The sequence below is a fragment of the Salipiger pallidus genome (genome assembly GCF_014643635.1).
Lineage (GTDB): Bacteria > Pseudomonadota > Alphaproteobacteria > Rhodobacterales > Rhodobacteraceae > Salipiger > Salipiger pallidus.
Genome location: NZ_BMJV01000006.1, coordinates 110,080 through 133,164 on the forward strand (window position 1 = coordinate 110,080; position 23,085 = coordinate 133,164).

26 protein-coding genes are annotated in these 23,085 nt (G+C 61.9%); 6 read left to right on the top strand and 20 right to left on the bottom strand.

Annotated features, from left to right (window positions below):
- Positions 1 to 102 precede the first annotated feature (102 nt).
- The 11 genes from kdsA to IEX41_RS14725 form a co-directional block, all read right to left on the bottom strand.
- Positions 103 to 927 (bottom strand): 3-deoxy-8-phosphooctulonate synthase, encoded by an 825-nt coding sequence (gene kdsA, locus IEX41_RS14675; protein WP_188791009.1) that lies wholly within the window; start codon positions 925 to 927, stop codon positions 103 to 105.
- On the bottom strand, positions 924 to 1,718 hold the full coding sequence (locus tag IEX41_RS14680; RefSeq protein ID WP_188791010.1) for a 3-deoxy-manno-octulosonate cytidylyltransferase: 795 nt from the start codon (positions 1,716 to 1,718) through the stop codon (positions 924 to 926). Before IEX41_RS14680 ends, kdsA begins: the two co-directional genes overlap by 4 nt.
- Positions 1,715 to 2,689 carry a KpsF/GutQ family sugar-phosphate isomerase gene (locus IEX41_RS14685; protein WP_188791011.1) on the bottom strand — a complete coding sequence of 325 codons (975 nt, stop codon included), beginning with the start codon at positions 2,687 to 2,689 and terminating at the stop codon, positions 1,715 to 1,717. The genes IEX41_RS14680 and IEX41_RS14685 overlap by 4 nt, the downstream gene beginning before the upstream one ends.
- Before the next feature lie 72 nt (positions 2,690 to 2,761).
- Positions 2,762 to 2,983, bottom strand: a complete 222-nt coding sequence (locus IEX41_RS14690; protein ID WP_188791012.1) for a hypothetical protein — start codon at positions 2,981 to 2,983, stop codon at positions 2,762 to 2,764.
- A gap of 232 nt (positions 2,984 to 3,215) precedes the next feature.
- A complete protein-coding gene (locus IEX41_RS14695; protein WP_188791013.1) occupies positions 3,216 to 3,362 on the bottom strand; it encodes a hypothetical protein in 147 nt (48 codons plus the stop codon).
- A gap of 169 nt (positions 3,363 to 3,531) precedes the next feature.
- Positions 3,532 to 3,882 (bottom strand): hypothetical protein, encoded by a 351-nt coding sequence (locus tag IEX41_RS14700; protein ID WP_188791014.1) that lies wholly within the window; start codon positions 3,880 to 3,882, stop codon positions 3,532 to 3,534.
- Positions 3,883 to 4,326: 444 nt separating this feature from the next.
- Complete coding sequence (locus tag IEX41_RS14705) at positions 4,327 to 5,436, bottom strand: flagellar basal body P-ring protein FlgI (RefSeq protein WP_188791015.1); 1,110 nt, start codon at positions 5,434 to 5,436, stop codon at positions 4,327 to 4,329.
- Positions 5,436 to 6,437, bottom strand: coding sequence for a flagellin (locus tag IEX41_RS14710; RefSeq protein WP_188791016.1), 1,002 nt, complete (start codon positions 6,435 to 6,437; stop codon positions 5,436 to 5,438). Before IEX41_RS14710 ends, IEX41_RS14705 begins: the two co-directional genes overlap by 1 nt.
- A 10-nt stretch (positions 6,438 to 6,447) precedes the next feature.
- Positions 6,448 to 7,902 carry a flagellar hook-associated protein FlgK gene (gene flgK, locus IEX41_RS14715; RefSeq protein WP_188791017.1) on the bottom strand — a complete coding sequence of 485 codons (1,455 nt, stop codon included), beginning with the start codon at positions 7,900 to 7,902 and terminating at the stop codon, positions 6,448 to 6,450.
- A gap of 37 nt (positions 7,903 to 7,939) precedes the next feature.
- Positions 7,940 to 9,238, bottom strand: coding sequence for a flagellar hook protein FlgE (locus IEX41_RS14720; protein ID WP_188791018.1), 1,299 nt, complete (start codon positions 9,236 to 9,238; stop codon positions 7,940 to 7,942).
- A 104-nt stretch (positions 9,239 to 9,342) separates the two neighbouring features.
- Positions 9,343 to 10,212, bottom strand: a complete 870-nt coding sequence (locus IEX41_RS14725; RefSeq protein ID WP_188791019.1) for a flagellar motor protein MotB — start codon at positions 10,210 to 10,212, stop codon at positions 9,343 to 9,345.
- A 220-nt stretch (positions 10,213 to 10,432) separates the two neighbouring features.
- Between IEX41_RS14725 and IEX41_RS14730 the strand changes: the two genes are divergently transcribed.
- Entirely contained in the window at positions 10,433 to 12,580 is a 2,148-nt protein-coding gene (locus IEX41_RS14730; protein ID WP_188791020.1) for a YjbH domain-containing protein, read from the top strand.
- A complete protein-coding gene (locus IEX41_RS14735) occupies positions 12,577 to 13,257 on the top strand; it encodes a YjbF family lipoprotein (protein WP_188791021.1) in 681 nt (226 codons plus the stop codon). Before IEX41_RS14730 ends, IEX41_RS14735 begins: the two co-directional genes overlap by 4 nt.
- 49 nt (positions 13,258 to 13,306) lie before the next feature.
- Here the strand turns inward: IEX41_RS14735 and IEX41_RS14740 are convergent, their stop codons facing one another.
- On the bottom strand, positions 13,307 to 13,918 hold the full coding sequence (locus IEX41_RS14740; protein ID WP_188791022.1) for a sugar transferase: 612 nt from the start codon (positions 13,916 to 13,918) through the stop codon (positions 13,307 to 13,309).
- 280 nt (positions 13,919 to 14,198) lie between these two features.
- Between IEX41_RS14740 and IEX41_RS14745 the strand changes: the two genes are divergently transcribed.
- On the top strand, positions 14,199 to 15,233 hold the full coding sequence (locus IEX41_RS14745) for a polysaccharide biosynthesis/export family protein (protein ID WP_308421510.1): 1,035 nt from the start codon (positions 14,199 to 14,201) through the stop codon (positions 15,231 to 15,233).
- A 98-nt stretch (positions 15,234 to 15,331) separates the two neighbouring features.
- Here IEX41_RS14745 and IEX41_RS14750 read toward each other — a convergent pair whose 3' ends face one another.
- The gene (locus IEX41_RS14750) at positions 15,332 to 15,766 is read right to left on the bottom strand and encodes a c-type cytochrome (RefSeq protein WP_188791023.1); all 435 of its coding nucleotides are present in this window, start codon (positions 15,764 to 15,766) and stop codon (positions 15,332 to 15,334) included.
- A 137-nt stretch (positions 15,767 to 15,903) separates the two neighbouring features.
- Here IEX41_RS14750 and idi point away from each other — a divergent pair, with 137 nt between their 5' ends.
- Complete coding sequence (idi, locus tag IEX41_RS14755) at positions 15,904 to 16,425, top strand: isopentenyl-diphosphate Delta-isomerase (protein WP_188791024.1); 522 nt, start codon at positions 15,904 to 15,906, stop codon at positions 16,423 to 16,425.
- A gap of 6 nt (positions 16,426 to 16,431) precedes the next feature.
- On the opposite strand, the gene IEX41_RS14760 is transcribed toward idi, so the two are convergent.
- From IEX41_RS14760 to IEX41_RS14770, 3 genes are read right to left on the bottom strand one after another with little or no spacing between them, the layout of a single operon-like run.
- Positions 16,432 to 17,040, bottom strand: a complete 609-nt coding sequence (locus IEX41_RS14760) for a Smr/MutS family protein (protein WP_188791025.1) — start codon at positions 17,038 to 17,040, stop codon at positions 16,432 to 16,434.
- The gene (gene mltA, locus IEX41_RS14765; protein WP_188791276.1) at positions 17,037 to 18,083 is read right to left on the bottom strand and encodes a murein transglycosylase A; all 1,047 of its coding nucleotides are present in this window, start codon (positions 18,081 to 18,083) and stop codon (positions 17,037 to 17,039) included. The genes IEX41_RS14760 and mltA overlap by 4 nt, the downstream gene beginning before the upstream one ends.
- A 6-nt stretch (positions 18,084 to 18,089) precedes the next feature.
- Entirely contained in the window at positions 18,090 to 18,755 is a 666-nt protein-coding gene (locus IEX41_RS14770) for a Tim44/TimA family putative adaptor protein (RefSeq protein WP_188791026.1), read from the bottom strand.
- 103 nt (positions 18,756 to 18,858) lie between these two features.
- Here IEX41_RS14770 and IEX41_RS14775 point away from each other — a divergent pair, with 103 nt between their 5' ends.
- A complete protein-coding gene (locus IEX41_RS14775) occupies positions 18,859 to 19,368 on the top strand; it encodes an FxsA family protein (protein WP_188791027.1) in 510 nt (169 codons plus the stop codon).
- A gap of 55 nt (positions 19,369 to 19,423) precedes the next feature.
- Positions 19,424 to 19,936, top strand: coding sequence for a protein-export chaperone SecB (gene secB, locus IEX41_RS14780; RefSeq protein WP_188791028.1), 513 nt, complete (start codon positions 19,424 to 19,426; stop codon positions 19,934 to 19,936).
- Between the two features lie 7 nt (positions 19,937 to 19,943).
- On the opposite strand, the gene dnaQ is transcribed toward secB, so the two are convergent.
- The 4 genes from dnaQ to IEX41_RS14800 are packed head-to-tail and all read right to left on the bottom strand — an operon-like array spanning position 19,944 to position 22,687.
- Complete coding sequence (gene dnaQ / locus IEX41_RS14785) at positions 19,944 to 20,675, bottom strand: DNA polymerase III subunit epsilon (protein WP_188791029.1); 732 nt, start codon at positions 20,673 to 20,675, stop codon at positions 19,944 to 19,946.
- Positions 20,668 to 21,261 (bottom strand): dephospho-CoA kinase, encoded by a 594-nt coding sequence (gene coaE / locus IEX41_RS14790; RefSeq protein WP_188791030.1) that lies wholly within the window; start codon positions 21,259 to 21,261, stop codon positions 20,668 to 20,670. The genes dnaQ and coaE overlap by 8 nt, the downstream gene beginning before the upstream one ends.
- Positions 21,258 to 22,091 carry a shikimate dehydrogenase gene (locus IEX41_RS14795; RefSeq protein WP_188791031.1) on the bottom strand — a complete coding sequence of 278 codons (834 nt, stop codon included), beginning with the start codon at positions 22,089 to 22,091 and terminating at the stop codon, positions 21,258 to 21,260. Before IEX41_RS14795 ends, coaE begins: the two co-directional genes overlap by 4 nt.
- Positions 22,088 to 22,687 carry a Maf family protein gene (locus IEX41_RS14800; protein ID WP_188791032.1) on the bottom strand — a complete coding sequence of 200 codons (600 nt, stop codon included), beginning with the start codon at positions 22,685 to 22,687 and terminating at the stop codon, positions 22,088 to 22,090. The genes IEX41_RS14795 and IEX41_RS14800 overlap by 4 nt, the downstream gene beginning before the upstream one ends.
- Positions 22,688 to 23,085: the final 398 nt, after the last annotated feature.

The window sequence follows — 23,085 nt, forward strand, 5'->3', positions numbered from 1 at the left end:
TTTTTGAACGGTGACTCACGCGCGCCCAACCAAATCGATGGATTCTGACCCTAGCGTACTTGGTATCTCGGCCTTTTCCCGAAAAACAGTCGGCTCAGGACGTCAGGCCAGTCCCTTTGTCACCCGGTCATGTGCCACGAGGCGGGTCAGCACCCCGCGCAGATCCGACAGCGGTACCATGTTCGGCCCATCCGATGGCGCGCGGTCGGGGTCTTCGTGGACCTCCATGAACACCGCCCCGACCCCGACCGCCACCGCGGCCCGCGCCAGAACCGGAACGAACTCCCGCTGCCCACCGCTCGCACCGCCCTGTCCGCCGGGCTGCTGCACCGAATGGGTGGCGTCAAACACCACCGGGTAGCCGGTCTCGGCCATCACCGGCAGACCGCGGAAATCGCTCACCAGCGTGTTGTAGCCAAAGCTCGTGCCGCGATCGCACAGAAGGATGTTTTCGTTGCCGGTGCTGGCGATCTTGGCCGCCACATGCGGCATGTCCCAAGGGGCGAGGAACTGGCCCTTCTTGACATTGATCGCCCGGCCCGTCTCGCCCGCCGCAAGCAGCAGGTCGGTCTGGCGGCACAGGAACGCAGGGATCTGCAGGATGTCGACGACCTCGGCGGCGCGCTGCACCTGCGGAATGTCATGCACGTCGGTGACGACCGGGCAGCCGAATTCCTCGCGGATGGCGGCGAGCACCTCGAGCCCCTTCTCGATCCCGAGGCCGCGCTGGCCCGTGAGCGACGTGCGGTTGGCCTTGTCGTAGCTGGCCTTGAACACGAAAGGCACACCGAGTTCGGCAGCAACAGAGCCTATTTCCGAGGCCAGCATCCGCGCATGGTCAAGGCTTTCGAGCTGGCAGGGACCGGCAAGCAGGGCAAAGGGCAATTCGTTGGAAATGGCGACATCGCCAAGGGTCACGGTCTTCATGACTGGCCTTTCAGGATCACGGATTCGATGCGCGAAACATCCTCGGGGTTGTTGAGTTCCCAGAACAGGCGGCCGCGGGCGTCAACCTCGACGCAGGCCAGCGGCAGGCCGTTTTCCAGGAAGCGCAGCTGTTCGAGCCCCTCGAGCGTCTCGAGCGGACCCACTGGCCAGCCGGCGTATTGCGCCAGCGCATCGGGGCGGTAGGCGTAGACGCCCACGTGGTGGAACACCGGCACCTCTGCGTCGGCAAACTCGGTATCGCCGGTGTAGGGAATTACTTCCTTCGAGAAGTAGAGCGCGCGGCCCCCCTGCCCGAACACCGCCGTGGTGCCCCCCACGCGGCCCGCGCGGCGATCCTCGCGGAACATCTCCAGCGTCTGGGCATCGCAGCGCAGCACCGGCGTGGCGGCGGGGATCGCAGGGTCCGCCTGCATCGCGGCGATGAGATCCGACAGGAACCACGGCGGGGTCAGCGGCGCGTCGCCTTGCAGGTTCACCACGATTTCAGGCTCTATTCCCGCCCGATCCAGTGCCTCGGCGCAGCGCTCGGTGCCGTTGCGGCACGCGTCCGAGGTCATGATGACCTCGGCGCCGAAACCCCGGGCCTCGTCCGCGATGCGGTCGTCGTCGGTGACGACGAAAACCGCGTCCGCCTCCGGGACCTGGCAGCCGGCCTCCCAGGTCATCTGGATCAGGCTCTTGTCCGAGCCGTCCGGTTGGCGCAGCCGGGCCAGAGGTTTGCCCGGGTAGCGGGTCGAGGCGTAGCGGGCGGGGATGAGAATGGCGATCATGCGATACCTGCGCGAAGACAGTCGTGAAGATGCAGCACGCCGCAGGGCGCACCGGTGTCGTCGACCACGAACAGCGCCGTGATCTTGCTTTCGTTCATAAGCCGCAGCGCCTCGGAGGCCAGCATGCCGGGCTGAACGGTGCGGGGGCTGCGGGTGGCGACGGTGCCGGCGGTGCGCTCCATCAGCCCCCGCAGGTTGCGCCGTAGGTCACCGTCGGTGATGACCCCGGTGAGGCGGCCGGCTTCGGTGATCCCGGCCATTCCGAAGCCCTTGGAGGTCATCTCGAGCAAAGCCTGAGACATGGGCGCCTCGGGGGGGACCAGCGGCAACGCCTCGCCGCCATGCATCAGCGCCTCGACCCGCATCAGCTGCGCGCCAAGCTTGCCGCCGGGGTGGAAAACCTGGAAATCCTCGCGACGGAAGCCGCGGCGGTGCATCAGGGCCACCGCCAGCGCATCCCCCAGCGCCAGCGTCGCGGTGGTCGAGGTGGTGGGCGCCACCCCGATGGCGCAGGCCTCGGGGGAGTCGGGCAGCGGCAGCACCACGTCCGCCTGCTGGCCCAGGGTACTGCCCGGGCGCCGCGTGATGGCAATGAGCGGGATGGCAAAGCGGCGGGCATAGGTCACGAGGTCCGCCAGCTCCGATGTCTCGCCGGAGTTCGACAGCACGAGGCAGAGATCGGCGGTGGTGATCATCCCCAGGTCGCCGTGGCTGGCCTCGGTCGGGTGGACGAACTGTGCCGGCGCGCCGGTCGAGGCGAAGGTCGCGGCGATCTTGCGCCCCACGTGGCCGGACTTGCCCACGCCGCTCACCACGATGCGCCCGCGCACGGCGGCCAGCAGATCGAGCGCCCGGGCATGGGCCCCGTCCAGGGTGGCGCCCATGAGCTGCAGCGCCTGTGCCTCGGTCTCGAGCACGCGGCGTATCTGGCCAAGGGCATCCTCGGCGGCGATGCTGGGCTGGTCTGTCATGGGGTTGCATTCATTCACGTTGGCCATCAGCCGTGAGACTATCCTATCCCCCGGCCCTGCGAAAGTGACGGTTCAGTCCCCGCCGAAAAGGACGCGGGTGAAAACCTTATCACTGACATCGCGAATGTCATCGGTCAGGCCATTGGCCACGATGAGATCCACCTTAGTCTTGAAGGTCACGAGATCGTTCAACACCCGGATGCGCAAGAAGCCTGGCTCGTCCAGCACTGGCTCGTGGACAATAGCCCTGTCCCACTTGGCCTTGAGGCCCTTCTTGATGACCTGGATCTCCAACTTTCAGAAACAGTCCGACCTTGCCTTTCTCACCAGCCGATCGATGCCCACCACTTTAGGGCCACGCATAAGGATCAGGTCACTAGGAAATCCTTGCGGGTGTGGTTGGTATCCAAGCTGGCCCGGAGCAGTTCTGCCGGACGTGGCTGTAGTTGGCCAGAGGCTGCCTGGTCTCCTTCAGGCAGTCGTCGGCTTAGCTTAAAGTGGGGCCAATACCCGCCGATCTACGGATCTAGACTGACCATTTCAATGATCTGCCGGCTGTCCATGCCCGCGCCAGCGAATTGCTGTCGAGTTCATTGAAGACGGGCAGCGGCTCCAGCCGCTCGCAGGCAATGCGCTCCGGCGGCAACATCTCCTTCAGTTCGATCTGGTGCACAGGGTGATCTAACGCCAGGGTCTACAACCAGCGCCGATAACGCATCGCCCACGGCTTTGAGCGTTGATAGGCCCGCCTATGACGCAGAGCGAAAGCCTAGACGAGCTGACGCTTGTGGCGCTGATCCTCCGCGGCGCTCTCTTCGGCACGGACCAGATCACGCATTGCCTCATGCATCTCGTCGGGTACCCGACTGGCGCAATGCCTCGGCTCGCATAAGGCAAGCAAAACGCATGGCATCAGGTTGATCGGTCTCGAGCCGCTCTCCATCCCTGACAGGCATCAGGGAGGGCTGCTTGAAGCGCAGGCTGGTCAACTGACAACCATTTACGCCCATCTGAGAGACAAGCGGCGATCTGGGACGGGTTGATCTACTGGTGGCGCCCATGATGATGCCGATGACTTCTCGGACGAGATAGCGCTTGGGGCTTCGAATGGCCGCCAGCTTCGAGTGCCAGCTGCGATGCGTTTGGGAACGTACCGAACCCACCAAGAAGAGCGGCGCGACGTGCTCGATCACATCGAGACGTTTTTCAGCCCAAAGCGCAAGCGCACGTGGAACGGAATGCTGCCACCTGTCGAGTTCGAGCGGCAGCAGAAACTGAGGACCGAGGTCGTTTAAGAAACTTGGGGCTATTCACTACAACAACGAGCGCCACAAGATACGCAATGGCCTCATGAACCCCACCCAAAAATTGAGAATGGTCGCGTAAATTCCACGTCCAAACCCCATAAAAAGAGGTGATTACTCAGCCATTTCATGTTCCCGTAGATGGGGACGGATATGCTCGTGCAGGGCGGTTACCACACGAGATTTATGGGATGGATCCGTCACGCAGTTTGCGCAACAGCGTCCACTTCACCGTTTGACTTTGTCGTCAATCTTAATACCCATTGCAGCATTCTCGAATCTACCATGAGTATATTTTCACTTTTCCAATGCACCCGATGCCATCAGCATATGTCACATAACGACAAACTCTGCATGCAGCGCGCCCGCTGCCTTAATACTCTTCAAGATGTCAATCATGTCACGGGGGGACACGCCTAAGGCATTTAGGCCCGCAATCACTTCCGAAAGCGATGTACCCTCAGGCACCTCTGCCAATCCTATACCAGGTTCTTCCAAAATTTCCGCGTTTGTGCGGGGAACAACAACTGTTTCTCCCTCAGCGAAGGGACTGGGTTGTACAGTGAGCGGTACTTCTTCGATCCGAAGTGTCAGGTTTCCTTGCGAAACTGCCACACGGGAAATCCGCACGTCGTCCCCCATCACGATTGTGCCGGACCGTTGATCTACAACCACTCGAGCACGCCTTTCAGGTTCGACCGAAAGATTTTCGATAGCGACCACAGCACGCGCCGGTGAGGCTGCACCGGTTTGGGTGAGATCGACAGAAATTGTTCCAGCATCAAGCATGACCGCAGCAGAACGACCAACGGTTCGGTTGATCGCCTGCTCGATACGTGCCGCCGTGGTGAAATCCGGCTCCCTCAGGGCGAGTCTTAAAGTTGAAAGCTGTGTAAAATCAAACTCAACCTCTCGCTCGATCCTGGCCCCTGCAGGAATGACCCCAGAAGTCGGAACGCCCTGTACCACTCCGCCAGCATCACCTTGCGCTTCGACTCCACCGGCGATGATGGTCCCTTGAGCGACCGCATAAATGTCTCCATCTGCAGCATTCAATGGCGTCATGATCAGTGTGCCCCCAAGTAGGCTCTGAGCATCACCGATAGCGGACACTGTTACATCAATCTGGCTTCCCGTTCTGGCAAACGGAGGCAACCGTCCAGTCACGAAAACTGCGGCAACGTTTCGAGGACGAAACTGCTCACCTGTCACGTTCACACCCAGACGCTCGAGGATATTCTGCATGATTTCTTCAGTAAAAGGTGCGTTTCGCAGCCCGTCCCCTGTGCCATTCAAGCCCACGACAAGCCCATACCCGACAAGATCATTCGACCGAACGCCGTCGACTTCGACTAGATCCTTGATGCGAACTGACTGGGCCTCGGCCGGGGCAAGCAGCCCAGAGAGCAGAATAAGGCAGATATTCAGCAACCACCCCCTCATTAGAGATACCCCACCAGAGACATCCTCGAAGACCGAACCGTGATCGCGTACAAACTTTCAAGCTGTGATCTAGTGTTCTCGTACCGGGTCGCCGTTTCGAACTCATCAATGCCAACAAGATCCAGACGTGCGATTGAAGTCGCCGTGCGTTCAGCAGCATTCCTTGTAGTCGCCTCTTCGATTCTCTGCTCCAGAACTCCCAGACCAGCACGGACTTCGACCATCGAGCCCTGCGCCGACTGAAGCTCAATCGCCGCGCCGAACAGCAGATTCACCTTCTCGTCAGTGGAGATTGCCAGACCTTCGTCACTTGCCAGCGACGCCTTTGCGAAAGCTTTCAGTGTATCTCTGAACACCATGTCATCTGCTCTGATGTCGATGCTCGCACGCTCGGAGGTGCTGAGTTGCATGGGCGCCAGAGAGGTGGTCGATCCATTGTAGGCAGTGGTTTCGAACCCCCCTCCCGCTGTCTCGAACCATGCATCAATCTGGGCACCAATACCCGAGGCAGTGGTCTCACCCGACACGAGGGTCCTCAGCTCGGACATCATTGTCTCCGCGTCAATTAGCGGAGGACTATTCGTGGCCGTCCCTGAGAACAGGAAACGGCCGGCGACCGAACGATTCAGGCCATTCAACGTCTGTGCGAGCGCATTCTCACTCTCTTCGGACATTGTCCGGATCATTTCATCGTTGGGGATCAGTTCGGCTGATACGAGCACACCAGAGACATGCTCCATACGATCTTGTATCTCCCCAAGCGTATTCTGCATCGTGCTGGTCAGGAAGCTTGCCTCTGAGGTATTGAGCCGAAAGGCGTCCAGCTTTGCCAAGGATCTGTCGATTGACAGCAGGCTGGTGATATCGCCGCCAAGATGCTCTGCGGAATCCCGTACAAAACCAGTCGCGATCTCGACCCCGAGTTTGTCCAGTTCGGAGTTCAGACGGGTCTGGTGAGTACGAAGGACCAGTGTCCTTGCGAGGTCTCCTACGGTATCCATGATGTCCTCCTCAGATATTCATTAGCGTTTGCATGAGCTCATCCACTGCGCTCATCACGCGCGCATTGGCAGCGTATTGCTGCTCGATGCGCAGAAGGGTCTGGAGTTCGGCATCTGTATCGACACCTTTCGAGAGCTCGAGTTCCTTCAGGGCAGTGTTCTGAGCGCTGCTAAAACTTTGCTCACCGTCAGCGCGCACCCTTGCTGCGGCGACAGCGGAAACAAAATCCGAAACATGCTCCGAGAAGCTCGTCGCGCTTGTTCCAAGATTGGCCGAGCTTGGGGGAACGAGACTTTCCAGCGCGTCCGTGTAGCCTTGCATGAGGGTGGCATCACCGACGGCCCCCTGAGAGGCCGCGCCAAGCCCGTCCCGAATGCGCCACGCCCCGGTACCGGAGGGATCGACAAGACTATTGAGCGAGATCCTGCCCGCAAGGCCGACTTCGTCAGTGGTTGCGAAAGCGGATCCGGCATCAGTGAATAGCCCTGGATCACCGGCCCCAACCGTGCTGTCTGGGCCACCGGCAGCGAAGCGCTCGAGGAAGTCCCTGGCGAGGCCATCCAGCACTGCCTGCATGTCGACTGCAGCCACGTCACGGACCTGAAGCTGCGCACCAAGAGTGCCGCCACCGAGCGGACCTTCATTGCTACTGTTGATCGGCCTGCCGTTTATGGTGAGGCCGGACAGATCACCACCAATCATGGTCAGATCTGCAGTAACGGCATTGGCGGCGGTGAAGCCAATGACCGCCGGTTCGCTGTTGATCATGGAATCCAGTAGCGGAACACCGGAGGCTGTGTGCACTGCGACTTCACCGAACTCACGTGAGATGGTCCTGACCGGTACGATTCCAGATATGCTGTCGATCACCTTCTGCCGCTCATCCATGAGTGACGAGGGGTCACCGTCGCGAACGGAGCTGTCCTTGATCGCCTCGTTGAGCTGGCGAATGCGGCCCAGCGCAGTGTTCACGGTCTCGACTTGGGACGCGATGGAACGATCCGCAGAGCCTCGTTCGGCCTGAATGTGGTCACTGACCACGTTGAGCTTGTCCGTGAAGTCCTGAGCCTTGAAGGCCACTTGCTGCAGACGCTGCATGGAGGAGGGATCTGACGCCGCTGTCAGAAGCGCATTCTCGAAGGCTGCGAAGTGGGTTGTCAGGGACCCGGGCTCTCCGCTTGCACCAAGCAGCTTTTCAACACGGCTGGAGAATGCCTGCATGTCGTTCGCGTAGCCGGTATGCGAATCTGACAGGCGACGGTCCGCAAGCACCGCCTGATCAACATTTCGGGACACACCGATCACCTGTACGCCCCCGGACCCGCCGCGGGCGCCGAGGACGAGTGACCGCTGACCGTAACCTTCGGTTGTGGCGTTCGAGATGTTGGACGCAATGAGAGCGGCGGCGCGGCTGTTTGCTGTGAGGCCGCTCAACGCGTTGGATAGTGCTCCAGACAGTGCCATTCAGCGGCCTCCTTTCAGGGCGCCGATCCTGATTGGATCAACGCTTCATATTGGTGGTTTCCTGCAGCATCTCGTCGACGGTCTGGATGACCTTCGCGTTCGACGAGTACGCTCTCTGGGTGCGGATCATGTCCGTCAGTTCCTGCGCAATATCAGTGGCGGATTCCTGGCGCGCGTAGGACTTCACGCTGCCGGTGGGACCATCCCCCGCATCCCAGAGAAAGAACGAACCGCTGTCCGGCGACGGGCGGAACGTCGAGCCGTCGACGGCGATCATACCGTTGTAGTTCGGTAGGTCGGCAAGCGGGATCTGGTAGAGAACCTGGCTCTGCCCGCTGTCATAGAGCGCGCTCACGAACCCGTTTTCATCGACTTCCACCGACACCATGTTGCCCACGGAAGAGCCATCTTTGGTGATCGAGATCGGAGCAAAGCTGTCCCCCAGCTGAGACAGGCCGCCAGTGGTACCGGCTGCTCCGAGATCGAACTCGATCGGACCACCAGCCACGTTGACCGTGAACAGCCCCGTTGCCGGGTCGTAGGCGCCTCCAGTCGCACCGACAGCGACTGAACCGATAGTACCACCGCTGCCGCTCGTTGTGTCAAAGGTGATCGTGTATTCCCCGATCGGCGTGGCCGGATCCGCCGAGTCAGTCATCACCATCGTCCATTCGTTGGACGTACCGGTGGCCGGCACCGTAGGAGTAAACGTGATGGAGATGCTCTGTGAGATCCCCACGTTGTCGAAGTACTCGATTTCGAGATACTCAGGGTCCCCGGCGCTTTCGGACTGGGTCGCGGTGGCGGGGAGATTAAGTGCCATATTGATCGACGTGGTTGGGTCACCGGTGAGGCTCAGGCTGAACTGGACCGGCTCAAGCCCGTTGATTGTGTCGCGCGGATAGTTCGGAATCGAACCGTCAAGGTTCGCAGGCCATCCCATCAGATAATAGCCGGACTCGCTGGCAAGATAGCCATTTTCGTCGATACGGAACGACCCGGTCGAGGTCAGGAGCATCTCGGGCTCGCCCGTTGCGTCGAATTGCGACGACGACACGACCGGCAGCATACCGATTCCATCGACGGCAAGGTCGGTGGCGTTGCTGGTCGATACCAGCGCACCGCCCTGATCGATCAGGCGCAGATTGTCGACCGAAGTACCGCCTGCGGTGTAGGTCTGCGCCCCGCTGGACATGACAAGTGCGGTGAAATCCGTCTCGACCCGCCGGTAGCCGTAGGTCGAGGAGTTCGCAATGTTGTCGGAAATGGCGGCAAGCCGCGTGGCATTGCCTGAAAGTCCCGATACCCCTGCGTTGAGCGATGAGGAGATGGTCATGTACGCGCCTTTCTGCTGTCACGATCTGGAATCTCATGACCAGCCTTAGGCACTCGGCCTTAACACTGCGCTAACAGGTAAAATGCGACCGATAAGGTACGTCCTCAGATGTCACGAAGGAAGACGATCTCGAGCCGCTGGTTGCGTTCATCCATGGGATTTTCGACCGATGGTTCACGGTCCGCGTGCGCGGTCACGCGGGCAATCCGCTCATCGGGCATCCCGTCCCGCAATAGCATCTGGCGAAAACCGTCAGCCATCCGGCTTGAAATGTCCCAAGAAGGATTCCGAGCCAGGACAAGTGGGTAGGCTCCGGTGTGCCCCTCGATGGCGACGGCATTCGTCACGATCGACGAGGTACGTGCAATCACCCCGGAAAGCGCCCTGAGAAGCTCGGTCGGCTGATCGTCTTCGTCGTAGAGTGGCACGTCCCGCGTGGCGAAAAGCTCGACCACGAGCCCCTCGTCGGTCACCTTGGTCACGATATGACGCATCAGCTCGTCGGCAACGTTGCTTTCGCCTCCGAGGCCCATGAGGATTTCCTCGACCTCCTTGAGCTGCTGGTCCCCTGCCCCCTCCTGTGACTGAGCGTCCAAGTTCCCGGATTGGGCGCCCGCGTCTTCGCTGCCGCGCATGGCACCCGAGGCGGCCCGCTCTGCCGTGGGCCGCAGGCTCGTGGCGCCGCGCCCCATCTTGGGAAGGGTGTTCTCAGAGAACATGCTCTCGCCGTTCAGGCTGCCATCCCCCCCACCAGAAACGCGCGAGATCGCGACCGTCGGACTGAAGTAATCCGCAAGCCCCTTGCGCTGCTTTTCGGTCGTGGCATTGAGCAGCCACATCAGAAGAAAGAACGCCATCATCGCAGTCACGAAATCGGCATAGGCTACCTTCCAGGCACCACCATGGTGACCGTCCCCGCCGGATACCTTCTTCCGCTTGATGATGATCGGCGCAACATCACTGTCGACAGCCATCTCACCCACCTTTCAATTCACCCGTCTTCGGTTTTAGGCGGTCGGCATTACCCGGCCCTTAACGTTTCAAAATGTCGACGTAGTGATCCAACCGGTCCATGACCTTTCGGAACCGTGCCTTCCCTCCCACAGGTGACGGCCTCGGAACGCAGCTACGTAGACACAAAGCCCAATTCCGACTAGCTGTTGCCAAAGCGATTTTCATGACGAGGTCGATTGCATGTCTGAGTGGGCAGTCCATCGTGCGACAAGGCGCGGTGCCATCACGGTTCTTCTGGTACTGTGCGGTACCACAGCCGGAGCCCAGTCCGTTCCGGGTACCAACAGCTATGGTCTTCCCGGCCTCATCGACATGCCGAACGCGCGGGCCATGCCGGACGGGACAATCAGCCTGACTTACGGGCGGATCGGTGAAACCGCGCGCAACACCCTGACCTTCCAGATCACACCGCGCCTCACCGGCGCCTTCCGTTACAGCGGCATCGGTGATTTCAACCACCCGGATTCGGTCGACGGTGTTTATTTTGACCGTAGTTTCGACTTGCGGTTCCTGCTTTGGGGAGAAGGCCGCATCCGCCCGGCGGTGGCGATCGGGCTTCAGGATTTCATCGGTACCGGCATCTACGCCGGTGAGTACATCGTCGCTACCAAGACCATAACCCCCGAGATTACCGTCACCGGCGGCCTTGGCTGGGGCCGTCTTGGCAGCTACAACACGCTGTCAACGATCTCCACACGCCCTTCCTTCAATCCCGACAACGACGAGGGCGGCAATCTTGGCTACGACCAGTGGTTCCGTGGCGAGGTTGCTCCCTTTGCCGGCATCTCGTGGAGACCGACCGAAAAGCTGAGCTTCTCGCTGGAATATTCCTCGGACGACTATCAGCAGGAAATCGACCGCGGCGGGTTCGAGCATAACTCACCCATCAATATCGGCGCGACCTACCGCGTGAACGATGATCTGCAGGTTTCGGCCGCCTACGTCTACGGCAGCACCTTCGGATTGACTGCCACCTACACGCTCAATCCCAAGACCATCGGGGTTCCCGGCGGCCTGGAAACCGGCGGCCTGCCCGTATCGCCGCGCGAGCCGGAGAACCTGCGGGATCTCGGCTGGGCGAACGATCTCGAAAGCGCCGAGGCAAGCGTCCGGCAGCGGCTCGTCACCAACCTCGAACGCGAGGATCTCCGGGTCGAGGGCTTCAGCCTGAGACCGCGTAGCGCCACCCTGCGCATGAGCAACCCGACCTATCCGGCGACTGCCCAGGCCCTTGGCCGCGCCGCGCGGGTCATGACCCGCGTGCTGCCGGCCTCGGTCGAGGAATTTGTCATCATCCCGACGGGCAACGGCGTGCCCATGTCCGCCGTGACCATGCGCCGATCCGATCTCGAAGCGCTCGAGAACGATGCCGCGGTCGAGATGCTGGCGCGCACCAGCATCACCGACGCTTACGGCAAGGCGCCTGCGGATGACACGGGGATCTACCCGCGGTTCATCTGGTCGCTGACCCCGTACTACGATTACTCGACCTTCGACCCCGAAAGCCCGCTGCGGCTCGATCTTGGTGGCAAGCTGGAAGGCACGCTGGAGCTTGCGTCGAACCTGTCGGTGACCGGCTCGATCAAGAAGAGGGTCATCGGCAACGTGGGCGACATCGAGCGGGTCGACCCGTCAGAGCTGCCACGCGTGCGCACCGACTTCCCGAGCTATGCCAGGGAAGGTGACCCCTCCATCGACCGGCTGACCCTTGACTACTTCGGGCGTCCGGGCACCAACCTCTACAGCCGTCTGTCGGTCGGCTATCTCGAACAGATGTACGCGGGGGCTTCGGCCGAAGTCCTGTGGAAGCCCGTCGACAGCCGCCTTGCCATCGGAGCCGAGCTGAACTTTGTCCGCCGCCGCGAATTCGACGGCCTGCTTGGCGTGACCGACAACGTCACCACCGACCCGGTAACCGGCATCGAACGGGCGTTCCCCGATTTCAACGGCCATGTGTCCGCTTATTACGACATCGGGAACGGCTTCCACGGTCAGCTGGACGTGGGCCGCTATCTTGCCGGCGACAACGGGGCAACGCTGACCGTGCACCGCGAATTCGTCAATGGCTGGCGCGTGGGCGCCTTCGCGACGATGACCGACGTGAGCAGCGAGGAATTCGGTGAAGGGTCCTTCGACAAGGGCATTATGATCACCCTGCCCCTGACCGTCGGCCTCGGGACACCGACCAAGACCACAACCACCACCATGTTGCGCCCTGTCCTTCGTGACGGCGGCGCACGCCTCAACGTGTCCAACCGTCTTTATGATGAAATCCGCGAATGGCACGAGCCCAGCGTTTCGGCGTCCTGGGGGAGATTCTGGAGATGAGCGGTCTTATGAGCACCCTGCCCCGCATCGCCGTCGCGACGGCTCTTGCCCTCGGTCTTGCAGCCTGCAGCAACGACCCGGATTTTGAAAGCCCGGTCAACATTGTCGGCAACGTCTACGACTCGCTGTTCAGCGAGGACAGCGGCCCCTCACCGGTGACCCAGGAGGCCATCGTCGCGACTCTGAGCGCGACCCCCCTGCCCGTGGTGTTCGTCAATCTCGAGGACCGCTCATCGCAGTCGCTGTTCACCCGGATCGAGAGTAACCAAGGGTATGATACCTTCGCGAGCCTGTCGCGCCAGTCCATCATCATGCGCAACGGCAAGATCACGGGCACCCGAGGCATCGGTGGTGATCTGATGTCCTCCGAGGTCGGGCCCCTGATGCAGGCGGTGACCTCTGGTGCGACCACCGAGGTCACCCTCGTACAACGGTTCCTGACGCCGGAGTTCATTACCCGGACAATCACCTACCGTTGCGGCATCGAACCCGACGGCGTGGCGCAGATCTCCATGGGTCTGCTTCGGGGCACCGGACGCGAGATGATCGCCGCCTGCGAAAGCCCGGACGGTCCGCCCTTCGTGGACTACTACGTGGTGGCAGGTGACCGTATCGTTGCTTCCCGGCAATGGGTCGGCGAAGCCAATGGTTACCTCGCAACGCATCTGCTGCGCTGAACACATACCGTTCCGAAGGGTGCCCCATGCCGTCGTGAGGGCCTAGTGATCAGTGAAGGCCGACGCGGCGCAGCACCGTTGCGGCAATCAGCCTCAGATCGTAGCAGATGGTGCGGTTGCGCGCGTAGATCAGGTCAAGCCGCGCCTTCTGGGGCACGCAGCGCCGGCAATAGATCTCTTCGGTCTCGTCGACATCCCGGCAGCGTGCCAGCAGCCGCTCCTCGGTACGATGAAAGGCCAGGGTGGCAAGGCCGGTCACCCCCGGACGCGAGGCAAGCACCCGCTCGTAAAGCGCTGGAAATTTCTTGGTGTACTGGCGCAGAGGCGGGCGCGGCCCGACAAAGCTGATGTCCCCGCGCAGGATGTTCCAAAGCTGGGGCAACTCATCGAGACGGTAGCGCCGCAGCACGGCTCCGGTCCGGGTGATCCGTGCTGACTTGTCCCCTCCGGACACGCCGCGGTCTGCCGCGTCAGGCTTCATGGTCCTGAACTTCCACAGGCAGAACCCCTCGGTCGGGGTGCGCATACGCTCGGAAAAATAACACACCGGGCGCCCGTCCAGCAGAAGAATCGCCAAGGCCACCCCGATGACAAGGGGGGACAGGACGATCAGCAGAACAAGCGCCAGAACCACATCAAGCAACCGCTTGCCCGCTGTCATGATGCCTTTTCCTTCACTTTTTCCGGTCTCATCCCCGATGCCTTAGCCGGATCCCGCCGAGAGTGCACTTTACACAACTATAAGACGGTCAAAACTTTCTTCTGAAACCGTCTCGGCCCTGTCTATCATTGGCATGTCAGGCTAAGAAGGGCGTAGTTGAGAGAACGAATTTTCCGGGGGAACCGAGTTGCTTCGACCACATTCATTTCTGAGCGCGCTTTGCGCGGCCCTGCTGCTTGCCTCCTGTACCATTCCCAGGGGAGCAGCTCTGCAATCCGAAGTGCTGGAGGAAAGCAATTCCGAGGTGCCGACCTTCCAGGTCGTTTCGGTGACCCGCGCCAACATGCCGGCAATCGCCTCATGGCCCAAGACGGGCGATCGGAACACCACCGGCTGGCCTGCCACCTCGAGCGGCTACGACAGCAACGTGATCCACACAGGTGACAAACTCAACATCACCATCTGGGACAGCGAAGAGAATTCACTGCTGACCAACACCGCCGAGAAATCGACCAACCTCAATGGTGTCGAGGTAGGTCCCAACGGATCGATCTTCGTGCCTTACATCAACATGGTGCAGGTGCGTGGCCTGACACCGCAGATGGCCCGTGGCCGTATCCAGGACCGGCTGGTGCAGATCGCGCCTTCGGCCCAGGTGCAGGTCAGCCTCGAACAGGGGCGTGGCAGCTCGGTCGATCTGGTGGGTGGCGTGTCCAGACCCGGCGCATTCACCATGCCGTCGCGCAACTACAAGGTACTGGGCCTGATCGCCGACGGTGGTGGCATCTCGCCAGCCATCCGCAACCCCCAGGTCCGCCTGATCCGCGGCGGGACGACCTACGAGACCTCTGCCTCGCTGCTTCTGCGTGATGGTCAGCGCAACGCGCTTCTGCAACCCGGCGACACGGTCATCATCGAGCAGGACGACAAGAGCTTCACCGCTATCGGCGCTTCGGGCAGCGAAGACTTGGTCTATTTCCCCAAGGACGACCTGAGCGCCATGGAAGCCATCGCTCTCATGGGCGGGCTGTCGGATGGGCGCGCCGATCCCAAGGGCGTTCTTGTGTTGCGCGAGTATCCCGTGCGTCACCTGCGTTCGGACGGCACGGCCCCTGAGATGCAGCAGGTGGTCTTCACCTTTGACCTGACCAGCGCCGACGGTCTCTTCGCCGCGCGCAATTTCCACGTGAACCCCGACGACACGGTCTATGCGACCGAAGCCTCGCTGACCCGCACGCAGGCGGTCATGGGCATCATCGGCAGCGCCTTCGGCCTTGGCCAGTCGGCCATCAGAACCACGAACGTCCTGAACTGACCGGGGCGGTCGCACGCCCTTACATCCTCATAACTTAAAAGGGCGCATCCGAGGATGCGCCCTTTTTCATATCGTGGCCCGCGATCGAACCGGGGCGGTCACCCCGCTGCGTCGGCGCTCACATCGCGCAGGTACTCGTAGACCGCAACACCGCCGTCGCGCAGCTTGAAGGTCATGCCCGACCGCGCACCGCTGTCATCGAGGTATTCCTTGAGGAACCCTGTCGGGTCCTGAACGTAGGCTACAAAGCTCTCCTCATCCCAGACGAGGCCTTGCTCGCCAGCGGCGACGATATCGTCGCGGTAGCGGTAATCCTCTTCGCTGCCGGCAGTCCGACCGATCACGCCATAGAGGTTCGGACCGGTGCGCCCCCCCTTGAACAGGACCGTGCCGTCATCCGCAGCAACCGTGTGGCAGGCCCGGCACCGCTTCTTGAAGACGTCGTAGCCTTCGGTATCGCTGAGCGGATCCTCGGCCTGCGCGGCCCCAGCAGCGGTCATCGCTGCAAGGACGAGTGCAATCTTTGCTATCATTTGGCTATCTCCCTTTGCGCGCTCCGGGGCCGACATTAACCCTTTGACGGAAATCGCAACAATAGGCCAAAGGTCACATGCGACCATATGGCATCGGGCGCTTGACGAACGGTACCAGGCCCGCGAAAGAAAGCGCCATGCATGATCTCATTCCCGCCTGGGTCGACGGCACGCTGCAGCCGGTCGACAAACTGGACACCCACCTGCGCGGCCTGCGGCACAAGGCCGTGTCGGTCTTTGTGCTGCAGGAGGACCGCATGCTGATCCAGCGCAGGGCCCTGGGCAAGTACCACACGCCCGGCCTCTGGGCGAACAGCTGCTGCACCCATCCGCATTGGGACGAGACGCCCAAGGTCTGCGCTGGCCGCCGCCTGTCCGAAGAGCTGGGGATCGAGGGGCTGCCCCTCACCCCACGAGGACAGGTCGAATACCGCGCCGAGGTGGGCGGGGGCATGGTCGAGCACGAGGTGGTCGACATCTTCACCGCCGAGGCACCAGCCGATCTTGCCGTACGCCCGAACCCCGCCGAGGTCATGGGCACCGACTGGCTCACCCGGCCCGAGCTTGAACGGCTGATCGCGGACGAGCCGCAGCGCTTCACGCCATGGATGCGCATCTACCTTGCCGAACACGCTGCTCAGATCCTGCCGGATCTTTAAGCCGCGCTAGCGCCGTTTCCGCAGATAGACGTAATAGGCACCACCGCCGCCATGGCGGTTGTGTGCCTCGGTGATCTGAAGCACCGCCTGCGCCACGCCCGGCAGGCGAAGCCATTGCGGCACCTGGGTTTTGAGGACCCCGCGCCGGCGGGGCATGGGATCATGCGGATCTTCGCGCAGGCCTTTGCCGGTGATCACCAGCACCAGCCGCATGCCGCGCATCTGCGAGGTGAGGATGAAACGCACCAGCTGCGGATGCGCCTGATCCAGCGTCATGCCGTGCAGGTCAAGCCGCGCCTCGGGGACCAGCTTGCCCCGCTTCATGCGGGTGAACGCCTTGGAATCCATCCGCACCGGTTCACGTGACAACTGGTCAGAGGTGGTGCCACGGAAATCATGATGCTCGGGGGCAGGGCGCGCGCCTGCGCCCAGATCGAAAGACGCAAGCCGGTCGGGTGGCGGCATACGCTCGGGCTGGCGACCGGATGCGCGATCCGGGGCAGGGGTCTTGGCCTTGGGCGGGGCGGGCGCATGGTGGCCGGGCAGGGGCTCTGCCGATTTCGCGACGAGGTGCCACAGCTCGATCTCATCGGGGCGCAGCCGGCGGCGGCTCATAGCACCGACTCCGGCAAAAGAGCATAGGCGCGCTGGATCGGCAGCAGCACCACGAGCCGCCCCGGATCCATGACCTTACCCGCCTCGAGCCCGGCCATGTCGCCGGTGCCGAAGAAGATGTCCGCCCGCTGCGCGCCCTTGATGGCAGATCCGGTGTCCTGCGCGATCATCAGCCGCCTTAGCGGTGCGTTGCCGTCCTTTTCAATCCAGACCGGCGCCCCCAAGGGAGTATAGGCCGGGTCCACGGCGATAGACCGCATCGAGGTGATAGAGCGGTTCATCGCCCCCAATGGGCCACGGTCGGCAGGCACTTCACTGACCTCACGGAAAAAGACATAGGACGGGTTGTGGAACAGTAGTTCCGGCCCGTCGAAGGGGTTGCCGCGCACCCAGTCCTTGATGCGCTCTGCAGACGCCTGATGCGCCTCCATCGACCCGCGGCGGATCAGCTCTTGCCCGATGGACCGGTAGGGCTGGCCATTGGCACCGCCATACCCCACGCGGATATGCCGTCCGTCCGGCAGACGGATACGACCAGACCCTTGAATTTGCAAAAAGAACAGCTCTACCGGGTCATCGACCCAGGCAATCTCGAGACCGCGCCCCTCCATCACGCCCGAGGTCAGGATCTCGCGTCGTGGCAGCCACGGGCTGACATCGCGGGCCTCGGTCGGCATGCGGTAAAGCGGGTAGCGAAAGCGCTGGGACGGGGCGAGGGAGCCTTCCAGCTCCGGCTCGAAGTAGCCGGTGAAGAGGCCGTCGCCGCCATCCGAAATGACGACAGGACGAAAGAACAGCTCGAAGAAATCGCGTGCATCGGTGGTTTCACGAGCTACCGCGCACAGACTTTTCCAGTCGGGATCGTTCAGGTCACCGCAAGTGTTCAGGAAAACGGAAAGGGCCGCGGAATGGTCATCCGCGGCCCAGCCGTCGAGGCTGTCGAAATCTAGGATCTCGTATGTGGTGTCGAGATCGTCCGCCGAACCCATGGTTCCTGCCATTGCCACTGCCGCCACGAGGGCGGCCCGGATCGCCCTCAGCATCATTGTTTACTCGTCAGTTGCCACGAGCTGCCAGTTCGGATCGTCGCTGCCCATGCGGCGGGCGTATGTCCACACGTCCTTCTGACGCTTGATCGCGGTGGGGCTGCCTTCGATCACCTCGCCGTTGGCGTTTTTCACCACCGAGGTCAGCTCGCCCACGTACTTGATCGTCACTTCACCAATGCGGGTTGCCTCGTCGAAGGTGGCATCCATAAGGCTCAGCTCGCGCACGCCGACGAACTCGGCCTCAATGGTCAGGCCCTGCTCGGCGCGCGAGCGGATGCCTTCGGCAAATGTCTCGTAAAGCTCGTCCGACAGGAACGGGCGCAGCTCGTCCATATCGCCTTTCTCGTAGCCCATGAGGATCATCTCGTAGGCGCCGCGCGCGCCACCAAGGAATTCACCCACGCTGAACGACGGCTCGGCGCGCTTCATCTGTGCCAGCGCCTCGGCGGCGGGGCTACCTTCGGGGACATGGTCGATGATGTCGTGATCGGGACCGCCTTCGATCACCTCGAAGTCGGGACGTTGCGCATCACGGGCGCTGGTGTCCTGAGCGGGAGCCTTGGGTTTCTCGAACCCGTCGCGTGTTCCAAGGACGCTGCGCAGGCGCAGGATCAGGAAAATCGCGATCCCGGCAAGGACCAGCAGCTGGATGATCGGCGTGTTCATCGGCACCTCATGCGCGCAAACGTGGAATTCTTAATGCGTCATCCCTATGTAGGTGCTGGGTCCCGGCAAGTCTACCGGCCCCCGGACGCAAGGGAGACCGCATATGTGGCTTTTTCTGGCATTTGTTGCAGTGCCACTGATCGAAATCGCGCTTTTTATCCAGGTGGGTGGGCTTATCGGCCTGTTGCCGACGCTGGCCGTCGTTTTGATAACGGCGATCATCGGCACCATGCTGGTACGCAGCCAGGGGGCTCAGGCCCTCGGGAATTTGCAGAATTCCTTTTCCCGGCTCGAAGATCCCACCGCGCCACTGGCGCATGGTGCGATGATCCTTCTGGCCGGTGCTCTGCTGCTGACGCCGGGCTTTTTCACCGATGCATTCGGCTTCGCGCTTCTGGCGCCCCCGTTCCGCGAGGCGGTGCTGCGCTACGCCTCCAAGCGGGTGACCGTCACCCGCTTCAACATGGGCGGCATGCCCCCCGATGGGGATGTCCGGCGCGAACCGCACCCGCGGGGGCCGCACGGCCGTGAAGACGTCATCGAAGGTGAATACTCGGAAGTTCAGCAGGACAAGCGCCCCAATCACCCCGGTTCCGGCTGGACGAAGCATTGAGGCGCTGCGCGCTGCCTGCTATTGCATGGCAAACCTTCAGAGGAGCAAGGCCACAATGGCAGAAGAAGCCCAGACCGGCGCCGAGAACGGCGCAGCACCCGCACCCGTAAAAATGAACGTGCTCGCGCAGTTCGTGCGCGACCTGTCGTTCGAAAACATCCTCGCCCAGAAGGGCGCGGGTGGTGACGTCCAGCCCGACGTTCAGGTTCAGGTCAACCTCGACGCCAAGAAGCGCACCGCCGAGAACCAGTACGAAGTCGTGCTGAAGCTCAAGGTGACCTCCAAGGCCAAGACCTCGGGCGAGACGCTGTTCATCATCGAGATGGACTACGTCGGCGTCTTCAACATCGAGAACGTGCCGAACGAGCAGATGCACCCGTTCCTGCTCATCGAATGCCCTCGGATGATTTTCCCGTTCGCGCGCCGGATCATTTCCGATTTGACCCGCGACGGTGGTTTCCCGCCGCTGAACCTCGAGATGATCGACTTCGTTGCGCTGTACCGCAACGAACTGGCACGCCGCGCCCAGGCGCAGGCCCCGGGCGGCGAGCAGAAACTGGACGCCTGATAAAGGCTCAGGCGCGCTTCCAAAGCGCGCCGTCTCCCATCTTATCAACGAAGGCGGCGTGAGCCGCCTTTTCCTCGTCGGTCAGACGGGGCGGCAGCGGCTCGGGACGACGGGTCGGCCGCCAGTCCTCGTCCACCTCGGCACCGCCACTGCTCTGGCGCACCGGGCTGAGGACGAGGTCGGGCTGCTTGCCGCCAATGAGCTCGAGGTAGACCTCGGCAAGGATCTCGGAGTCGAGAAGCGCCCCGTGCAGGGTCCGGCTGGAGTTGTCGATGCCGAAGCGGCGGCACAGCGCGTCGAGCGACGCGGGCGAACCGGGGAACCGCCGCCGCGCGATCTCGAGCGTGTCGATGGCGCAATCCTTTGGCAGCAGGGGTTTGCCGGCCCAGTTCAGCTCCGCGTTGAGGAATTTGACGTCAAAGGTGGCATTGTGGATCACCAGCTTCGCGTCATTTCCCACGAATTCGATGAAGTCATCGACGATCTGTGCGAACAGCGGCTTGTCCCGCAGCGTGACCTCGCCCGGTTCGGCGGGACGCGGCGGTGACAGCAGGTCAGGACCAAGCCCGTGCACCCCGAAGGCCCCCTCCGGCATCCCCCGTTCGGGGTTGATATACTGGTGATAGGTGCGCCCGGTCGGCATGTGGTTGTAAAGCTCGACCGCGCCGATTTCGACGATGCGGTCACCCTGTTCGGGCTCAAACCCCGTCGTTTCGGTGTCGAGAACGATCTCACGCATGATCCATCCGCCTTTCGATATCCTGAAGCACCCTGTGCACCTGTTCGCGCGCGTGCTCAACCGTGTCGGTGATGATCACATAGTCGGACCGCGCCACCTTTTCCGCATTCGGCATCTGCCGGGCAAGGATGCGGTCCAGATCCTCGGCACTCATGGTGCCGCGCGCCAGCACGCGGCGTCGCTGCTCATCTCGGGGGATAGACACGCAGGCGACCGCATCCATCTCGGCTTCACCGCCGGTCTCGAACAGAAGCGGGATGTCGAAGACGCAGATGCGGCCCTCGTTGGCAGCACGGAACGCCTCACGGTCGGCGCGCACCAGCGGATGCACGATGGCTTCGATGCGGGGCAGGGCAGTGGCGTCGCTTGCGATTACATCGCGCAGGGCATCGCGGGACACGGCGCCATCACGGATCGCATGGGGGAAGACATCTTCGATAGGGGCGACCGCCGAGCCTCCGGCACTATAAAGCCGGTGCACCGCCGCGTCCGCATCCCAGACTGCACAGCCCGCATCGGCGAAGAGGGCCGCCGTGGTCGACTTACCCATACCAATCGAGCCGGTGAGGCCCAGCCGGAAGCTCATCCCAAGATCGCGGCACGCGTCGCCTCGTCGACGACGGGACGCTTCCCGAACCAGCGTTCGAAGCCGGGCACGGCCTGGTGGATCAGCATGCCGAGGCCATCGACACAGGTGCATCCCACTTCGGCCGCCTCACGCAGCAGCCTCGTCTGAAGCGGCGTGTAGACGATGTCCGTCACCACCGTGCCCTTGCGCAGACCGTCCAGCGGCACGCGCAGCTCGGGCTTGCCCACCATACCCAGCGAAGTGGAGTTCACCACCAGCGCCGCGTCATCCATCATATTGCCAATCTGCACCCACTCGACGACCTTCACGCGTGTTCCGAATTCCTCGCGCAGCGCCTCGGCGCGGTTACGAGTGCGGTTCGAGATGCGCACCTCGGGCACTCCCACTTCAAGAAGCGATGCAAGAACTGCCCGCGCCGCGCCGCCAGCGCCCAGCAGGACCGCGGGGCCCGACGTCGGCTCCCACTGTGGAGCGTTTTGGCGCAGGTTCTCCATAAAGCCGTAGCCGTCAGTATTGTCGGCGTGGATCTTTCCGTCCTTGTGGAAAATTATAGTGTTCGCCGCCCCGATCAGCGTCGCGCGGTCAGAAACGAAATCCGCGATCTCCATCACCCGCTCCTTGAACGGGATGGTGACGTTGACACCGACGAACCCAAGATCCGGCAACATGCGCAGCGCCTCCGCCAACCGGTCAGACGTCACCTCCATTGGGATGTAGTGCCCGGCAAGGCCATAGGTGCGCAGCCAATGGCCATGCAGCAATGGAGAGCGGGAATGAGCGATGGGCGAGCCGATCACCCCTGCGAGCGGAATCCTACTGTCAGTCATTCTGGAATGATCCCCCGGAGCGTCAGAAACGCAAGAAGTTCAAGAAGAGGCAGGCCAAGGATGGTGAAGTGGTCGCCTTCGACGCGGGAGAAGAGGCGCACGCCCTCCTCCTCCATCTTATAGCCGCCCACGGAGGTGCGGATGCTGTCCCAGTTCCGCTCCACGTAATCATCGAGATAGGCGTCGGAGAACTTGCGCATCACCAGCCGGGCCACACCCACATGGCGCCAGATCGGTTCTCCCCCATGGTAAATCACCGCGGCCGAATAAAGGTGATGCCGTTCCCCACGCAGAAGACGCAGCTGATCGCGGGCTTCGTCAGGCGTTTCAGGTTTAGAGATTATATTTTTCCCCAGGCCAAGCACCTGATCGCAGCCCAGCGTGAAGTCATCCGGCGCTTTACGGGCGACGCTGCGCGCCTTGTACTCTGCAAGAGTGTCCGCAACGTCCCTGGGCCCGGCTTCATCCAGCGAAAGTGAGTCGCGGATGGCAGTTTCGTCAACTTTTGCGGGTTCGATTCGATGAGGAACGCCCGCATTGCGCAACATGTCGGCGCGGATCTGCGAACCGGAAGCGAGGATGAGCGCCGGATTCATGTGGAAAACTCTGTTGGACTCTTCGTGGGCCGTTCTGGGGATGGTTCTGGGGAAAAACCTGCGGACATGCAAGCAGGTGGACAACCCCGATGTTTCACGGAGCGACTCAGTGATTCCTGAGTCTGTGGGAAAGGATAACTTCCACATGTGGATGACCCCGGCCAGTGGGGAGTCTTCCCGATTTACTCCCAAGCTTTGCTTAAACCTTCAAACCCCTTATTTTTAAGGGGCATAATGCAGGTTTTGGCCGCCTTACCCTGACTCCTCCCACAATCTTATCCACAGGCTGATCCCATCGGGACAAGCGGTGCAAAAACAAATAATCCACCGGTGGACAGGGTCCCAACGAACAAAATCATCCTTAATCTTAATTCTTAAAATTGGGTTACCCGGTCCCC

Coding starts and splice junctions, on each gene's coding strand:
- kdsA (WP_188791009.1), bottom strand. CDS start 927: ATGAAGACCGTGACCCTTGGCGATGTCGCCATTTCCAACGAATTGCCC.
- IEX41_RS14680 (WP_188791010.1), bottom strand. CDS start 1,718: ATGATCGCCATTCTCATCCCCGCCCGCTACGCCTCGACCCGCTACCCG.
- IEX41_RS14685 (WP_188791011.1), bottom strand. CDS start 2,689: ATGACAGACCAGCCCAGCATCGCCGCCGAGGATGCCCTTGGCCAGATA.
- IEX41_RS14705 (WP_188791015.1), bottom strand. CDS start 5,436: ATGAGGGGGTGGTTGCTGAATATCTGCCTTATTCTGCTCTCTGGGCTG.
- IEX41_RS14710 (WP_188791016.1), bottom strand. CDS start 6,437: ATGGATACCGTAGGAGACCTCGCAAGGACACTGGTCCTTCGTACTCAC.
- flgK (WP_188791017.1), bottom strand. CDS start 7,902: ATGGCACTGTCTGGAGCACTATCCAACGCGTTGAGCGGCCTCACAGCA.
- IEX41_RS14720 (WP_188791018.1), bottom strand. CDS start 9,238: ATGACCATCTCCTCATCGCTCAACGCAGGGGTATCGGGACTTTCAGGC.
- IEX41_RS14725 (WP_188791019.1), bottom strand. CDS start 10,212: ATGGCTGTCGACAGTGATGTTGCGCCGATCATCATCAAGCGGAAGAAG.
- IEX41_RS14730 (WP_188791020.1), top strand. CDS start 10,433: ATGTCTGAGTGGGCAGTCCATCGTGCGACAAGGCGCGGTGCCATCACG.
- IEX41_RS14735 (WP_188791021.1), top strand. CDS start 12,577: ATGAGCGGTCTTATGAGCACCCTGCCCCGCATCGCCGTCGCGACGGCT.
- IEX41_RS14740 (WP_188791022.1), bottom strand. CDS start 13,918: ATGACAGCGGGCAAGCGGTTGCTTGATGTGGTTCTGGCGCTTGTTCTG.
- IEX41_RS14750 (WP_188791023.1), bottom strand. CDS start 15,766: ATGATAGCAAAGATTGCACTCGTCCTTGCAGCGATGACCGCTGCTGGG.
- idi (WP_188791024.1), top strand. CDS start 15,904: ATGCATGATCTCATTCCCGCCTGGGTCGACGGCACGCTGCAGCCGGTC.
- IEX41_RS14760 (WP_188791025.1), bottom strand. CDS start 17,040: ATGAGCCGCCGCCGGCTGCGCCCCGATGAGATCGAGCTGTGGCACCTC.
- mltA (WP_188791276.1), bottom strand. CDS start 18,083: ATGCTGAGGGCGATCCGGGCCGCCCTCGTGGCGGCAGTGGCAATGGCA.
- IEX41_RS14770 (WP_188791026.1), bottom strand. CDS start 18,755: ATGAACACGCCGATCATCCAGCTGCTGGTCCTTGCCGGGATCGCGATT.
- IEX41_RS14775 (WP_188791027.1), top strand. CDS start 18,859: ATGTGGCTTTTTCTGGCATTTGTTGCAGTGCCACTGATCGAAATCGCG.
- secB (WP_188791028.1), top strand. CDS start 19,424: ATGGCAGAAGAAGCCCAGACCGGCGCCGAGAACGGCGCAGCACCCGCA.
- dnaQ (WP_188791029.1), bottom strand. CDS start 20,675: ATGCGTGAGATCGTTCTCGACACCGAAACGACGGGGTTTGAGCCCGAA.
- coaE (WP_188791030.1), bottom strand. CDS start 21,261: ATGAGCTTCCGGCTGGGCCTCACCGGCTCGATTGGTATGGGTAAGTCG.
- IEX41_RS14795 (WP_188791031.1), bottom strand. CDS start 22,091: ATGACTGACAGTAGGATTCCGCTCGCAGGGGTGATCGGCTCGCCCATC.
- IEX41_RS14800 (WP_188791032.1), bottom strand. CDS start 22,687: ATGAATCCGGCGCTCATCCTCGCTTCCGGTTCGCAGATCCGCGCCGAC.